The 14,626-nt window shown below is 58.6% G+C and carries 15 protein-coding genes; 2 read left to right on the forward strand and 13 right to left on the reverse strand.

All coding sequences use genetic code 11. From position 1 onward, the window contains the following. The 9 genes from NV64_RS15895 to NV64_RS15935 all read right to left on the reverse strand — a co-directional run. The coding region (locus NV64_RS15895) for an MFS transporter (protein WP_146005504.1) at window positions 1–395 on the reverse strand (395 nt) is incomplete at its 3' end. A 309-nt stretch (window positions 396–704) separates the two neighbouring features. Continuing rightward, the gene (gene proX / locus NV64_RS15900) at window positions 705–1,700 is read right to left on the reverse strand and encodes a glycine betaine/L-proline ABC transporter substrate-binding protein ProX (protein ID WP_056238544.1); all 996 of its coding nucleotides are present in this window, start codon (window positions 1,698–1,700) and stop codon (window positions 705–707) included. Between the two features lie 66 nt (window positions 1,701–1,766). Continuing rightward, a complete protein-coding gene (gene proW, locus NV64_RS15905; protein ID WP_233209005.1) occupies window positions 1,767–3,050 on the reverse strand; it encodes a glycine betaine/L-proline ABC transporter permease ProW in 1,284 nt (427 codons plus the stop codon). After that, on the reverse strand, window positions 3,047–4,243 hold the full coding sequence (proV, locus tag NV64_RS15910; RefSeq protein WP_101506295.1) for a glycine betaine/L-proline ABC transporter ATP-binding protein ProV: 1,197 nt from the start codon (window positions 4,241–4,243) through the stop codon (window positions 3,047–3,049). The genes proW and proV overlap by 4 nt, the downstream gene beginning before the upstream one ends. Window positions 4,244–4,632: 389 nt before the next feature. Next, window positions 4,633–5,613, reverse strand: a complete 981-nt coding sequence (gene nrdF / locus NV64_RS15915; RefSeq protein ID WP_255354468.1) for a class 1b ribonucleoside-diphosphate reductase subunit beta — start codon at window positions 5,611–5,613, stop codon at window positions 4,633–4,635. Between the two features lie 134 nt (window positions 5,614–5,747). Further along, the gene (gene nrdE / locus NV64_RS15920; protein WP_369878896.1) at window positions 5,748–7,874 is read right to left on the reverse strand and encodes a class 1b ribonucleoside-diphosphate reductase subunit alpha; all 2,127 of its coding nucleotides are present in this window, start codon (window positions 7,872–7,874) and stop codon (window positions 5,748–5,750) included. Further along, window positions 7,871–8,281, reverse strand: a complete 411-nt coding sequence (gene nrdI / locus NV64_RS15925) for a class Ib ribonucleoside-diphosphate reductase assembly flavoprotein NrdI (protein ID WP_056238564.1) — start codon at window positions 8,279–8,281, stop codon at window positions 7,871–7,873. The genes nrdE and nrdI overlap by 4 nt, the downstream gene beginning before the upstream one ends. Before the next feature lie 4 nt (window positions 8,282–8,285). Next, entirely contained in the window at window positions 8,286–8,528 is a 243-nt protein-coding gene (gene nrdH, locus NV64_RS15930; protein WP_056238568.1) for a glutaredoxin-like protein NrdH, read from the reverse strand. Between the two features lie 298 nt (window positions 8,529–8,826). After that, the gene (locus NV64_RS15935; protein ID WP_056238571.1) at window positions 8,827–9,156 is read right to left on the reverse strand and encodes a DUF883 family protein; all 330 of its coding nucleotides are present in this window, start codon (window positions 9,154–9,156) and stop codon (window positions 8,827–8,829) included. Window positions 9,157–9,306: 150 nt separating this feature from the next. Between NV64_RS15935 and NV64_RS15940 the strand changes: the two genes are divergently transcribed. Continuing rightward, window positions 9,307–9,642: a DUF2002 family protein gene (locus NV64_RS15940; RefSeq protein WP_056238574.1), complete on the forward strand. Its 336-nt coding sequence runs from the start codon at window positions 9,307–9,309 to the stop codon at window positions 9,640–9,642. Between the two features lie 197 nt (window positions 9,643–9,839). Continuing rightward, entirely contained in the window at window positions 9,840–10,262 is a 423-nt protein-coding gene (locus NV64_RS15945) for a hypothetical protein (protein ID WP_056238579.1), read from the forward strand. 142 nt (window positions 10,263–10,404) lie between these two features. Here NV64_RS15945 and speG read toward each other — a convergent pair whose 3' ends face one another. The 4 genes from speG to NV64_RS15965 form a co-directional block, all read right to left on the reverse strand. After that, window positions 10,405–10,971: a spermidine N1-acetyltransferase gene (gene speG, locus NV64_RS15950; protein WP_056238584.1), complete on the reverse strand. Its 567-nt coding sequence runs from the start codon at window positions 10,969–10,971 to the stop codon at window positions 10,405–10,407. A 108-nt stretch (window positions 10,972–11,079) separates the two neighbouring features. After that, window positions 11,080–11,946 carry a nucleoside-specific channel-forming protein Tsx gene (locus NV64_RS15955; RefSeq protein ID WP_056238586.1) on the reverse strand — a complete coding sequence of 289 codons (867 nt, stop codon included), beginning with the start codon at window positions 11,944–11,946 and terminating at the stop codon, window positions 11,080–11,082. A 412-nt stretch (window positions 11,947–12,358) separates the two neighbouring features. Further along, window positions 12,359–13,501 (reverse strand): DUF4056 domain-containing protein, encoded by a 1,143-nt coding sequence (locus NV64_RS15960; protein ID WP_056238589.1) that lies wholly within the window; start codon window positions 13,499–13,501, stop codon window positions 12,359–12,361. After that, window positions 13,501–14,625 carry a BamA/TamA family outer membrane protein gene (locus tag NV64_RS15965; protein ID WP_101506297.1) on the reverse strand — a complete coding sequence of 375 codons (1,125 nt, stop codon included), beginning with the start codon at window positions 14,623–14,625 and terminating at the stop codon, window positions 13,501–13,503. Before NV64_RS15965 ends, NV64_RS15960 begins: the two co-directional genes overlap by 1 nt. Window position 14,626 lies beyond the last annotated feature (1 nt).

Raw genomic sequence — 14,626 nt, forward strand, 5'->3', positions numbered from 1 at the left:
CGTTTTTCCGGCGCGGCAAGGGTGGCGGCCAGCGGCACCAGAATCTGGGCGACCACCGAGAACAGCCCGGTCAGCGCGGTACCCAGCAGCATCAGCGGCAGAGTGGGGGAGAGCGCGGTCAGCACCATGCCGCCGGCGGCCAGCAGGCTCATGCTGACGATCAGCGCGCGTCTCTCCAGCAGGTCGCCGAGCGGTACCAGCAGCAGCAGTCCGGCGGCATAGCCAAGCTGGGCGGTGGTCACGATAAAACCGGCCTGATGGAAAGAGAGATCGAAGGTTTGCGCGATGGTGGCCAGCAGCGGTTGCACATAATAGTTACAGGCAACGGCAAGGCCGGTCGCGAGCGACATCAGCGCGACCAGGGCGGGGCTCAGCCCGGGAGTGGAAGATTTCATAGCATATCGTGTTGGAGTAAGAAATATCTCATGTCCTAATAGTAACCCAAATAACTATTTCACTCACAGAATAATTAACAGGACAAACCAGTTTGTCGTGGGCGGGCAGGGCAGGGTCATGCGGCGGGCCTGAATACGGGGAGGGGACAGAAGGGACGCGTGCGGCAACTTAAGCAAAAAGAATATGAATGCGATCCGCCCGATTTTGCCGGTGTGCAGAGAAACCGGTTACAGACGGCGGGCGCGAAGGTCATCCTTCGCGCCCGGTAAATCAGGGCTTATCCGGGCCGGCAGGGCCCGGTCAGATGGTTACTTCGCCGCGGCCAGCGCGTCTTTCACCCAGCCGTCAAAGGTCGCCTGGTGGGCCTTGATCCAGCCATCCACGTGGGCGTTAACCTCGGCCTCAGACGCGTGGCCTTCATGCATGCGGGCGTTCTGGGCGTTGATGTCGGTAATCGGCAGCTTCATCTCTGCAAACAGTTTTGCCGCCGCCGGGTTCTGCTCTGCCCAGGCTTTATTAGCCACGATGTGCATGGTATTGACCGGGAAGCCGTAGTTGGCACCGTTAGGCAGTTTAGTATCAACGTCTTTCTGCTCGCCCGGCAGTGAGGAGAACGGCACCTGCAGCCATACCACGTCGCGGCCCGGCTTCAGCACGTCGCTCAGCCAGTACGGGGTCCAGGTGTAGTAGATCACCGGCTTGCCCTGCTTATAACGGGTCAGCATGTCGGCGATCATCGCCGAGTAGTTGCCCATATTGGCTTCAACGGTGTTTTCCAGGCCGAAGGCTTTGTTCTGGTGAACGATAACCGCTTCACAGCCCCAGCCCGGCGTACAGCCGGTCATATCTGCCTTGCCGTCGCCGTTGCTGTCAAACAGCGCGGCAATTTTCGGGTCCTTCAGCTGGGCGATATTGGTGATGTGATATTTCTCAGCGGTTTTCTTGTCGATCAGATAGCCCTGTGCAGCGCCGTTAACGTAGGTGCCCTGGCGGTAGAGCTTCGCATCGCCGCCGGCGGCCTTGTACATATCGTCGTGCAGCGGCTGCCAGTTGACCGCGGTAAAGGTGGCGTCACCGGAGGCGATCGAGGTGTAGCCGACGTTGTAGTCCACTTCGCTGGTCGGCGCAACGGTGTAGCCCAGCTTCTCCAGCGCGCGGCTGACCAGCAGGGTCTGGAAGGTCTCTTCGGTAATGGTGCTCTGTACCGGTTTCACGGTGATGCCTTTACCCGGCAGATCGGCGGCGGAAACCTGAGCGGCGGCCAGCGTGGTTAACGCGGCGGCCAGCAGTGCTGTCTTGCGCATAGCGATTCCTTATTGTCATCGGTGGTGCGGAGGAGGCAGGCGGCACCGGCGGGTGCCGCCTGAAATTTATTTGATAAACGGACGGGTCAGCAGACCCAGGGGACCGTTGGCGTACCAGCGGCGGTTGCCACGGCTGCGGCGGTCACGCCCCAGCGACTGGGTCAGGCGGTCGAGGATAATCGCCAGAATCACGATACCGACGCCGCCCACGGTGGCCAGCCCCATATCCAGCCGGCCGATGCCGCGCAGCACCATCTGGCCTAGCCCGCCGACGGCGATCATTGAGGCGATCACCACCATCGACAGCGCCAGCATCAGCGTCTGGTTAACGCCGGCCATAATGGTCGGCATCGCCAGCGGCAGCTGTACCTTAAACAGCATCTGACGCGGACTGGCACCGAAGGATTCGGAGGCCTCGATCAGATCGGCAGGCACCTGCTTAATCCCCAGAATGGTCAGACGCACGATCGGCGGCAGCGCGAAGATGATGGTCACCACCACCCCGGGCACGTTACCGATACCAAACAGCATTACGATCGGTACCAGATAGACGAACGCCGGCGTGGTCTGCATCGCATCCAGCAGCGGGCGAATAATCTTCGCCGCCCGCTGGCTGCGCGCCAGCCAGATCCCCAGCGGCAGGCCGATAACAATGCAGAACAGCAGGGCGGTCAGCACCAGCGCCAGCGTCACCATCGCCTGCGACCAGGCACCAATCGCGCCGATGGCGATCAGCGACACCAGCGTGGCGACGCCCATGCCGAGGCCGGACATCTGCCAGGCGATCAGCGCGAACAGCACGATCGCCACCGGTGCCGGCATGCCGGTCAGCAGCTGCTGGAAGGCGTTGAGGATATAGTCAACCGGCAGGCGGATACCCTGGAACAGCGGGCGGAAGTGCGAAACCACCCAGTCGATGCCTTCGGTCACCCAGCTGTCGAGCGGGATCAGCGTTTTATGGAACGGGTCGAGCAGGCTGAAGTGCTCCGGCGCGGGCGCCGGTGCGCTGCTCAGCCAGTCGCTGCCGCCACCGGCCGCCTGGCCGCCGGTCGGATCGCCCCAGGCATCAGCGCCGGCGGCGCTGCCGTCGGCAGCGGGCTGTGAGGCCGAAGCCGCGTCAGGGGAACCCCAGGGATCGGCCGCTGAACTGTCGCCAGCGGCGGGTTGCTGTGTTGCTGCCGCATCCGGCGAACCCCAGGGATCGCTGGCGGCTGAGCTGTCGTTAGCGGGCTGGGAAGCCGCGTCTGGTGCAGATCCGTTAGCGGCTGACGTTTCGCTGCCGGGCTGTGTGCCAGACACATCTGCCGCCTGCGTTTCGCTATCGTTCATCGCGGGTTGAGTTGGTTTCATGGCTGGCCTCCATCACGATCTAATGCCTGCAGTAACATACCTTTCGAAATTACGCCGATGTACTGGCCCTCGTCACCGGTCACCGGGACGGCACAGGGAGCCTGCGCCACCAGCGACAGCATATCGCCCAGTGAGGTGTCGGCGGGAACCGGCGGAGCGCTGTCCAGCAGCGCGCTCTCCAGTGGTTCACCGGCGGCCAGCGCCGCTTTTAGTGAGTCGGTAGAGACCACGCCGACAAACCTCTGCTTCTCCAGCACGTAGCCATACTCGCGGTCGTTATCCTGCAGAATTTTGATCGCCGAGCGCGGGCCAAAGCCGGGCGCTTTTCGCAGCAGTGCCGAAGCGTTGCGACGGGCGATATCTTTGGCGCTGAATACCTGGCTGATATCCACGCCGCGGAAAAAGGTGCGCACGTAGTCGTTAGCCGGGTTGTTGAGGATCTCATCCGGCGTGCCGACCTGCACCACTTCACCGCCCTGCATGATGGCGATGCGATCGCCGATGCGCATCGCTTCGTCGAGGTCGTGCGAGATAAACACGATGGTGCGCTGGTGGCGCGACTGCAGCTTGACCAGCTCATCCTGCATTTCGGTGCGAATTAACGGGTCGAGCGCCGAAAAGGCTTCGTCCATCAGCAATATATCGGGGTTGATCGCCAGGGCGCGGGCTAAACCTACGCGCTGACGCATGCCGCCGGAGAGTTCATCAGGATAAGCGTGAGCATAATTTTCCAGCCCCACCTGACGCAGCGCATCCAGCGCTTTTTCCTGCCGTTCGGCAAGGGCCACGCCGGCTAATTCCATGCCGAAGGCAGCATTATTCAGAATCGTCATATGCGGCATCAGCGCGAAGGACTGGAATACCATGCTGATTTTATTTCTGCGCACCTGACGTAATTCAGCGGCGGATATTTTGGCAATATCTTCACCGTCAATGATTACCTGACCACGGGTCGGTTCTATCAGACGATTGAGAAGGCGAACCATGGTGGATTTTCCTGAGCCGGACAACCCCATGATGACGAAAATCTCGCCTTCTTCAATGGCCAGACTGGCATTTTTCACGCCCAGCGACAGGCCGGTTTTCTCCAGCAGCGCCTCTTTGCCAACCCCTTTTTCAATGTATTTAAATGCGCGTTCGGGATTTTCCCCGAAAACCTTATACAGGTTCTTAACTTCGAGTTTAATTGCCATGTAATGTTAATTTCCTGGTTAATTAATTTTCTTATAGTGCTCTTCTTTCTGCTTGAATATTGTCGGTATATACCGTAGCACACTGAGACCTGCTGACAACCCTTAATCCGCCAGGCGGGTCGGCAGAATGAGATGAGTATTTCGGATAATTCCAGTGTGGATAAGGGATGAGAGCGAATTAGCGATGGTGAAAAAAAATTGCTATTTGGCAGGTGAAAGGCCCTGGCAGAGGCAAATTTGGCGATTCAAATCGGTTGTCAACCGCTAATAGCGGCTGATTTCAGGTCATGAAATTGTCATACATCCGGCGCTGACTCGCTGAAAAATAACGCCTGTAGCGAAGGGGAGAGGGAATTCAGGGGCGGCGCGGGGCCACCCCGTCGGGACGCTTAAAAGTCCCAGTCTTCGTCTTCGGTATCCACCGCTTTGCCCATCACGTAGGATGAGCCGGAACCGGAGAAGAAGTCGTGGTTTTCGTCGGCGTTGGGTGACAGCGCTGACAGGATTGCCGGATTCACGTCGGTCATCTCCGACGGGAACAGCGCTTCGTAGCCGAGGTTCATCAGCGCCTTGTTGGCGTTGTAGTGCAGGAACTTTTTCACGTCCTCCTGCCAGCCCACGCCCTCATACAGCGCGTCGGTATACTCCAGCTCATTCTCATACAGCGCCAGCAGCAGCTCCACGGCAAACTGCTGCAGCTCTTCCTGGCGCTCCGCGCTCTCACGCTCCAGCGCCTTCTGATATTTGTAGCCAATATAGTAGCCGTGCACCGCTTCATCCTTAATGATCAGGCGGATCAGATCGGCGGTGTTAGTCAGCTTACCGCGGCTTGACCAGTACATCGGCAGGTAGAAACCGGAGTAGAACAGGAAGGATTCAAGGAACACGCTGGCTATCTTCTTCTTCAGCGGGTCGTTTTCATAGTAGTGCTGCAGGATAATCTCTGCCTTGCGCTGCAGCGGGCCGTTCTCTTCGCTCCACGCGTAGGCGGCGTCCACGTCGCTGGTGTGGCACAGGGTCGAGAAGATCGAGCTGTAGGAGCGGGCATGCACCGCCTCCATAAAGCTGACGTTAGACAGTACCGCCTCTTCATGCGGGGTGAGCGCGTCGGCCATCAGCGCCGGCGCGCCGAGGGTATTCTGGATGGTGTCCAGCAGGGTCAGGCCGGTAAAAACGCGGATAGTCAGCTGCTGCTCTTGCGCGTTGAGGGAATTCCACGCCGGGATATCGTTAGAAAGCGGGACTTTCTCAGGCAGCCAGAAGTTGCTGGTCAGGCGGTTCCACACTTCCAGATCCTTCTCGTCTTCGATTTTGTTCCAGTTGATCGCGTGAATTCTTTTCATGTCTTCTCTGTGTCGGTAGTGGGCCAGCAAGGCTGGCCGCAAAAAAGGGGGCGGAGTCGATCGGGCATACCGCGCGGTGCCCGGTCAGCAACAAAGCCACCCGCTAACGGATGGCCTTCCGGTTCAGAGCTCGTCGCCGGGGCCGGTGGCGGCCCGCAGGCTTACAGCGAGCAGGAGACGCAGCCTTCCACTTCGGTGCCCTGCAGCGCCATCTGGCGCAGGCGGATGTAGTAGAGGGTTTTGATGCCCTTCTTCCAGGCATAGATCTGCGCCTTGTTGATATCGCGGGTGGTTGCGGTATCGCGGAAGAACAGCGTCAGCGACAAGCCCTGATCGACGTGGCGCGTGGCCTCGGCGTAGGTATCGATAATCGCTTCCGGCCCGATATCATAGGCATCACGGTAGTAGTCCTGATTATCGTTGTTCATAAACGGCGCAGGGTAGTAGACGCGGCCGGTTTTACCCTCTTTACGGATCTCAATGCGCGAGACGATCGGGTGAATACTCGACGTCGCGTGGTTGATATAGGAGATCGAACCGGTCGGCGGGATCGCCTGCAGGTTCTGGTTATACAGGCCGTACTGCATGACCGCCGCCTTCAGCTCCTGCCACTGTTGCTGCGTAGGAATAGCGATGCCGGCTCTGTCAAACAGCGCGGCGACCTCGGCGGTACGCGGCTGCCAGCTCTGCTCCACGTACTGATTAAAGTATTCACCGCTGGCGTAGCGTGAATCGGCAAAGCCGCTGAAGCTGCTGCCGCGTTCGCGTGCCAGCAGGTTAGAGGTGCGCAGCGCGTGGTAAGTAATGGTGTAGAAATAGATATTGGTGAAATCCAGACCCGCTGCTGAACCGTACTGAATACGCTCACGCGCCAGGTAGCCGTGCAGGTTCATCTGGCCGAGGCCGATGGCGTGCGACTGGGCGTTACCCAGCTCTATGGACGGCACTGAATTGATGTGGCTCTGGTCAGACACCGCCGTCAGGCCGCGTACCGCGATCTCCACCGTGCGGGCAAAGTCCGGCGAATCCATGGTGTGGGCGATATTCAGCGAGCCGAGGTTGCAGGAAATATCCTTGCCGATACGACGATAGCTCAGGTCGTCGTTATACTCGGTGGGCGTATTCACCTGCAGAATTTCCGAGCACAGGTTGCTCATATTAATCCGCCCGTGGATCGGGTTGGCGCGGTTAACCGTATCTTCAAACATAATGTACGGGTAGCCGGACTCAAACTGGATCTCGGCCAGGGTCTGGAAGAACTCACGTGGATTAATAAAGGTGCGACGGATGCGCTCGTCCGCCAGCATCTCCTCGTACTTCTCGCTGATGCTGATATCGGCAAACGGCAGGCCGTAGATCCGCTCAACGTCATACGGCGAGAACAGCGCCATCGGCTGATTGTCCTTCGCCAGCTGGAAGGTAACGTCCGGGATCACCACGCCCAGCGACAGCGTCTTGATGCGGATCTTCTCATCGGCGTTTTCGCGCTTGGTGTCGAGGAAGCGCAGAATATCCGGGTGGTGCGCGTTGAGATAGACCGCACCGGCCCCCTGACGTGCACCCAGCTGGTTGGCGTAAGAGAAGGCATCTTCCAGCATCTTCATCACCGGGATCACCCCGGAAGACTGGTTCTCAATGCGTTTAATCGGCGCGCCGGATTCACGCAGGTTAGAGAGCAGGAAAGCCACGCCGCCGCCGCGCTTGGAGAGCTGCAGCGCCGAGTTCACCGCGCGGCCAATCGACTCCATATTGTCTTCAATACGCAGCAGGAAGCAGGAGACCAGCTCGCCGCGCTGCTGTTTGCCGCAGTTAAGGAAGGTCGGGGTGGCCGGCTGGAAGCGCCCGGCCAGGATCTCTTCGGTCAGCGACAGCGCCAGCGCCTGGTCACCTTTAGCCAGCGTCAGTGCCACCATGCAGACACGCTCGGTAAAGCCTTCCAGGTAACGTTTGCCGTCAAAGGTTTTCAGCGTGTAGCTGGTGTAAAACTTCCAGGCACCGAGGAAGGTGTGGAAGCGAAAACGCCGCGCATAGGCCTGGTCGAACAGCGAGCAGACGAACTCAAACGGGTAGGCGTTCAGCACGTCGGCTTCGTAGTAACCTTCAGCAACCAGATAGCGCAGGCGTTCGGCCACCGAGGCAAACTGCACGCTGTTGGGGATCACGTGCTGGATAAAGTACTGGCGCGTTGCCTCGCGGTCTTTCTCAAACTGAATGTTGCCCTCGGCATCATACAGGTTGAGCATGGCGTTAAGCGCATGATAATCCGCGGATACCGCGGCGGCCTCTATGAGTGTGCTGTCTGTCGCTGCCAAAATTCGGTTACTCCCTTGTAGACGTTAGCGATATCGTCTGAGGTGCCCATCAGCTCGAAGCGATAGAGGTAAGGCACCTGACATTTTCGCGCAATAATGTCGCCGGCGAGGCAGAAGGCCTCGCCGAAGTTGCGATTGCCCGCGGCGATCACGCCGCGTATCAGCTGACGATTATTGGTATTGTTTAAAAACTGAATCACCTGTTTCGGCACCGCGCCTTTGCTGGTGCCGCCGCCGTAGCTGGGCACCACCAGAATGTAGGGCTGGTCTACCTGCAACGAACTGCCGCACTCCAGAGGAATGCGGCAGGCGGGCAGATCTAAACGGGTGATAAATCGGTGAGTGTTCTCTGACTGGCTGGAAAAGTACACCAGCGTGGTCATCGCTTTACACCCGCGCGGCGGCCAGGTGGCTCAGCGCAGAAATTTTGTCCGGGCGGAAGCCGCTCCAGTGGTCCTGTTCGGCCATCACCACCGGGACCTGGCGGTAGCCGAGTGATTTGAGGGTTTCTACGTGCGCCGGTTCACTGTCCAGATTGATCAACTGATAGTCGATACCTTTCTTGTCCATGGCATTTTTCGTGGCGTTGCACTGGACACAGTTATCTTTAGTGTAAATAATAATGCGCATGATTCGTATTTCTCTATGGGGCGGGTTGTTGTAGTCAATGACACGATTTTACTGCTGTAATCGTGTCGCCACTGACACACCATCCTGGGTGGTCTCAATGATGTAAATACTAGATATAGTGCCCAGGAAAATCAACCGTACCAGATGTAGTAAATTTGCATTTGCTTTATTGATTTTTGGGGAGGCCTTGCGGCGTAAGGCCTGGCGGGGAGATACCCGCCATAAAAAAAATCCCGCCTCTTGCGAAACGGGATCCTGCTCAAAAAAAAGACAGATTTCGTGGGGCGCTACGGCACCACTAACGGCGGGATGAGCTGGTGGCAGTAACAATCAGCGCACCGAGGAACACGCCCAGCGCGGCACCGATACCCACCCCATGCCAGGGTTTTTCCTGAACGTAGCTGTTAACCTGTTCGCCGGCGTCACGCGCCGCCCGGGTCACGGCGTTCGGACCCTGCAGCTTCGCGCGGGTCTCTTTCAGTAAGGATTCTGCGCGCGAACGGGCATCATCCACCCCCTCTTTAGCCTGGCTGCCGTAAGATTTCAGCAGTTCATCCAGCGTATCGGCCAGCGCCGTCACGTCGTGATTCAGGTCGGTCGTCTCACTTTTAGTTGTACGGTTGAACATTTTTTGCTCCATCAGGCTGAAAAAGGTCTATTAACTATAGAACAGCCCGCGACGATCGGGTGTGGCTGCGCGTGTTTGTGGATTATTCCGAAAGCCCTCGCCCGGCAGCCTGAGGTAAGGTGGCGGGCTGACAGACTTAGAGGAAACAGTATGTACTTACGGCCTGATGAGGTAGCCCGTGTTCTGGAGAAGGCCGGGTTTGAGATGGATGCGGTCACCGCAAAAACCTATGGCTATCGCCGCGGTGATGATTATGTCTACGTCAATCGTGAAGCGAGGCTGGGGCGCACCGCGCTGATCATCCACCCGACGCTCAAAGAGAAGAGCCTGACCATTGCGGTGCCCGCGTCAGAGATGAAAACCTGCGATCACTACGTGCAGTTCCCGATCTATCTGGTCGGCGACACCCCCGATCATTACGGCATTCCCCACGGTTTCAGCTCCCGTGCCGCGCTGGAACGCTATCTGGAGCGGATGTTCGGTTAACTGTCGCTTCTGACGCCCGGTGCCCGGCGTAATGCGATCCGCAGGGCGGCTCGTCCTGCAGAGGCCTGACGCGGTCAATGCGCGGATCAAGCGGCAGATCGCTGCTGTATTAGCGGCTTAAGATGCGTGGGTAAACAATGAAAACTTCCGCCCCCGCGCTTACACTGTCTGCACAGAAAATCACGGCAGGATAAGCGATGAAGCGTCTTGGATTAGCGCTGGCAGCAGCGTGGATGTTAAGTGGCTGTGCCACGATTGTCGGCAGCGAAACGCAGGACGTGACCCTGCAAACACAGCCGCCCGGGGTGAAATTTGTGGTGCAGGATGAAACGGGCCGTGCGGTAGCGGAGGGTTTCACGCCAAAAACCGTCACCCTCGCCAAATCCACCGGTAACTACTTCGGCAAGAAAAAGTACCTGGTGATGCTGGAGCGTCCTGGCTACGTGCCGCAAACCCTGCCGTTAAAAGAGAGTGCTAACCTGTGGTATCTGTTGGGCAACGTGCCGCTGCTCGGCTTCCCCGGCTGGCTGCTGGTGGATCCGTTCTACGGCGGCATGTATAAGATCGAACCGGAACGCCTGGATACTATTATGAACCCGGTGGGGGCACGCGGCGGTTAATCCGGACGCGCGGATGAACGCGGATGAACGTTGCCCGCCAGAGTAGCTAAGGGCAACGTCCTGAAGCTTCAGCCACCGCCCGGACGGGCCAGACCAGCGCGGCGCCTGTTGCCCGCCGGTAAGGCGAAACCGGGCTGTGGAGTCACTGCGCGGTAGGCTGGACCATCGCCGCGGGTGGTTTGTTATGCGCCAGATACTGATGCTGGAACAGGCACATACGTATGCAGTTGCGATACTCACCGTTAATAAAGAATTCGTGGATCAGTCGCCCTTCGGTTTCAAAGCCCAGCTTGCGGTAGATGTGCACCGCTTTTTCATTCTCTTCGTCCACGATCAGGTAGAGCTTATACAGGTTGAGGACGGAAAACCCGTAGTCCATCGCCAGTTTTGCCGCGCGGCTGGCCAGCCCTTTGCCCTGGTGGCTGGGGGCGATGATAATCTGAAACTCCGCCCGGCGGTGAACGTGGTCAATCTCTACCAGCTCGACCAGCCCGGCGTTCACGCCTTCATACACCACCACAAACCGCCGTTCGCTCTGATCGTGAATATGTTTGTCGTACAGGTCGGAGAGTTCGACAAAGGCCTCATACGGCTCTTCGAACCAGTAACGCATCACGCTGGCGTTGTTGTCCAACTGGTGAACAAAGCGCAGATCTTCGCGTTCCAGCGGCCGTAGTTTAACGGGATTATCGGTGAGCCTGGCAGACATGGAACCTCCATTAACAGATGCAATATTGCTCCGACAGTATAAAGGTTCAGGGCAGACAAAAAAAACGCGCCCATGGGCGCGTTCAACGGAGGTTTAACCGGGCGGGGATCAGAAGTTGTAACCCACAACCACGTAGTAACCAAAGCCGTTCGATTTCACGGTGAAAGGACCTTTACCAAAGTCCAGTTCGTTGCCGTCGTTCCACTGGCCGCCGTTATGGAAGTAACGCGCCACGAACGAGTAGTGCCAGTGATCGTAGCCCAGTGACAGAATGTGGCTGGAGGCGATGGAGTTGCTGGTACGCAGCGGTGCCGCATCGTCGCCCAGATCGGAGCCCCAGTCGAAGTTGGTGAAACCAATGTAGCTGAGGTTACCGCCCCACAGGGAGGTCAGCGGCACAAAATATTTCACCTTGAAGCGGTAGCCGTCCCAGCTGTTTTCGTTAGCGGCACCGTAGTTGGCCCACTGACGCTTGGCGTAAACGTTCAGCGACAGGCCGACATCAGAATGGGTGTCGATATCGGTGCCCAGACCCATATACCAGGTGTTCTGACGGTTAGCGCGGTTATCGCCCATATCATAGATATAGTTGTTGGCGAAGTACCACTCTTTAAACGGACCGAAGCTCAGATCGGTGCCGGTCAGCTTGTCGATCGAGAAGCGCGGTTCAATCTCCATAAAGAATGGTGAACCATCGTCCCACGCGCCTTTATCGTTGCCGTTACCCACGCCGAAGAACTTCGGCACGTCAACGTAACCGTAGAAATCAAACCAGTCCTTGTGCGCGAAGGCTTCATATTCCAGGTAAACATCATTATTCAGCTGCGGCCCGAAGCGGGTGTGGTAGCTGCCCACCACGTTCACGCTCTGATGCCACCAGTCGGAAACGTACTCTGCTTTGCCGGCATCGGCGACGGAGACATTGGTGTAAGAGAGCGCAGCCAGTGCGCCAGCCATCATAATTTTATATTTCATTATTATTACCACATGCTCAGGGACCCGGCTCAGCGGCCAGCGCGCAGGTCGGGTGAAGTTATTTACCGGCGTTAAACGCACGTTTTACGACACGCCGTAAGTGCGGCGGGTGATGCCGCGGCAGTGTGCCGTGATACGTGTCTAAGGAAATAGAGATTGCTCACAGTTGTCAAATTCTGTTTCATTTAAATTCAGTTAAAGTGTGATCTTTGTCACGATTTAAAGGTGCTTACAGGGAACTTTTCCGCCAGTGGGCTTTTCGTGCATTTGTTGCCCAGGTAAACGGTTGCCTGTGGAGAAAAATCAGCGTAACGGTAAGGCCGGCCGGAAGGTGCCCCATAGTTACGCGTTCGAAGAAGGATTATGGATAAGTTTTTCTGATGGTTGCAGCGCTGATTTGCGGGTTTTTTGCTCAGTTACAGTGCCGCCCTGGCAGCGCCAGCCGCAGGCCGTCAGCGCGCTGCGCCCGTTCTGCCAGGGCGGCAAAATCGCGATAATGATAAGCGATGAGCGGGGCAGGCAGCCGTGCCATATGGCGACCGGGCAGAATGCTCAGGCGGCCAGCCTGGCCGAGCGGCACGCCGTTAAACTGCTGCGGCAGGGACAACCGCAGCGGCGGTAGGTTTTCCCACGGGCGTGAGGGCAGGCGACGGTCGCTAACGCTGTAGCTGCGATAGCGCAGTAGAAATTTTTGCGGCAGTCGGCAGCGGCTGTTCCACCAGCTGCCATCGATCATATCGAAGTGAAAGCGGGTAACCGACGGCGGCTGCGCCTGCAGCTGTGCCAGCGCCTGCGGTATTGCCCGCGACATCGCCTGCTCATAGCCACGCAACGATCCTGCCTCTCCCGCGTTAAGCAGGTCGATTGCCAGCCGGGCACCCAGCAGATTGGAGTAGAGATCTTCCGGTGAAAAGGCCGAGACGCCTTCTGAAAAACCGGGCACCGACTGATAGCCGTACCACTGCGCCACCTCATGCCAGGCCGCCAGTTCAAACGCCAGGTGCGCCGCCAGACGCAACGCCAGGTTATAGCGATCCACCGCGCTGGCGGGCGGCGGGAATGGCCGCAGTTCAATAACCCGCTCGCCCAGCTCGTCGCTTAACGCAACCCTGCGCGGCTGGCCGAGGTCCGGCCAGATCTGGCTGAACAGCCACAGCGTGTTGTCTGCCGTATCGCGCAGATGCGCCAGATCGATAAAACCGCCGCGCCGGGTATACACCATGCCGTTGTGTTCACCGTTGATCCCGACCAGCGTGGCCAGCGTATACAGTAGCTGGTTGTTGTAATGGTGCACGCCGGTGTGAGCGGCGTCCAACACATTGCTCACCTGATACCACGGCACCGGGATGCCCAGCAGTGAGGCGCGCAGGTTATAGCCAAACGCGCAGCACGGGCGCAAACCCTCGGGCGGAGAGAGCGGGGCGATCACCGGCCAGGCCTGTGCCGCGTTGCCCGCCGGCTGGGCCAGGGGCGGAAGCTGCACCGGCGCATAGCCGGAGGTCTGCGCCTGGCAGGCTGCGAGGAGGAGCATCAGTACCGGCAGGAGTTTCCGCATTAAAACGCCTCCCCGACCTGAAAGTAGAACCCCGAGCTGTGCTGGCCCAGACCATAGTCGAGCCGCACGTTCATGCGCTTCTTAAACTCAAAGCGGTAGCCAACGCCCACCGACGGCAGCCAGTGACCGTTTAGCAGCTGGTTTTCCCGACTGGACAGGGTACCGGCTCCCAGCCAGGCCACTACGCCGTGCCGCCAGCTGAGCTTTTTGCGTAGCTCAAGCTGACTGGTCAGCATATCGCGATCGCGATAGCGGCCCTGAAAATAGCCACGCAGGTGGTGGCTGTCCCCCAGCTGCGACAGCATGGTCCAGGGCACATTGCCATCGGTGATGCGGCCATACAGTTCCCACGCCAGCAGGGTGGAGTCATTCAGGCCGTGATAAGTGCCGTACTGCGCGTCCCATGCGTTAAAGCGGTTATCGCCACCCAGCGCCGTGCTGTAGCGGGTATAGCTGAGGTTAAGCACCTGTCCCCGGGAAGGATTCGCCAGGAAGTCGCGGGTGTCATAGCTGAACAGCAGGCTGCCACCGGAGCTGAACACCGCCAGTGACGGCTGGGCAAACAGGCTGCCGGAGGGTTTATTTTGCAGCTCAGAGGCCCGTTCATACGCCAGTGACCAGCCCACCCCGGCGTAAGTGTGCGCCGCCAGCTGATAGAGCAGCTGTGGCTGCGCGCTGAAGCGGCTGGCGTCATACGACTGTTTACCGCGCTGGCTGTGGCCGGCCTGATAACCCACGCCCCAGAACCTGAGCGGGCGGTGGCTCAGATCGCCCTCCAGGTAGAAGCGCCAGCGATCGTTCTGCAGGAAAGCGCTGTTCTCATAGCCGAGCCCAAACGCGCCGGTGGAGCTGGCGAAACCGCTTAACGACAGGGTGGAGAGCGGGGTATGCTGCTGCCGGGTATCCGGGCGATACAGCCCGACGGCGGCCACCCCCACCCCCACGCCCAGCTCCGGGGTATAGAATGGCCCGGGGATAATCCCCCAGTCCACGCCGTGGCTGACGTCAGCCTGCTGGTCAGAACCGAGTTTACTCAGGAAATCATCAACGTTATGTCGGTCAAAAAGCACGGCCTGTGCCAGAGGAGGCAGCAGCAGCAGGCCGCATAAAAGAAGTCTTGGCATA

The organism is Erwinia sp. B116, assembly GCF_002865965.1.
In the GTDB taxonomy this organism is placed as follows: Bacteria; Pseudomonadota; Gammaproteobacteria; order Enterobacterales; family Enterobacteriaceae; genus Erwinia.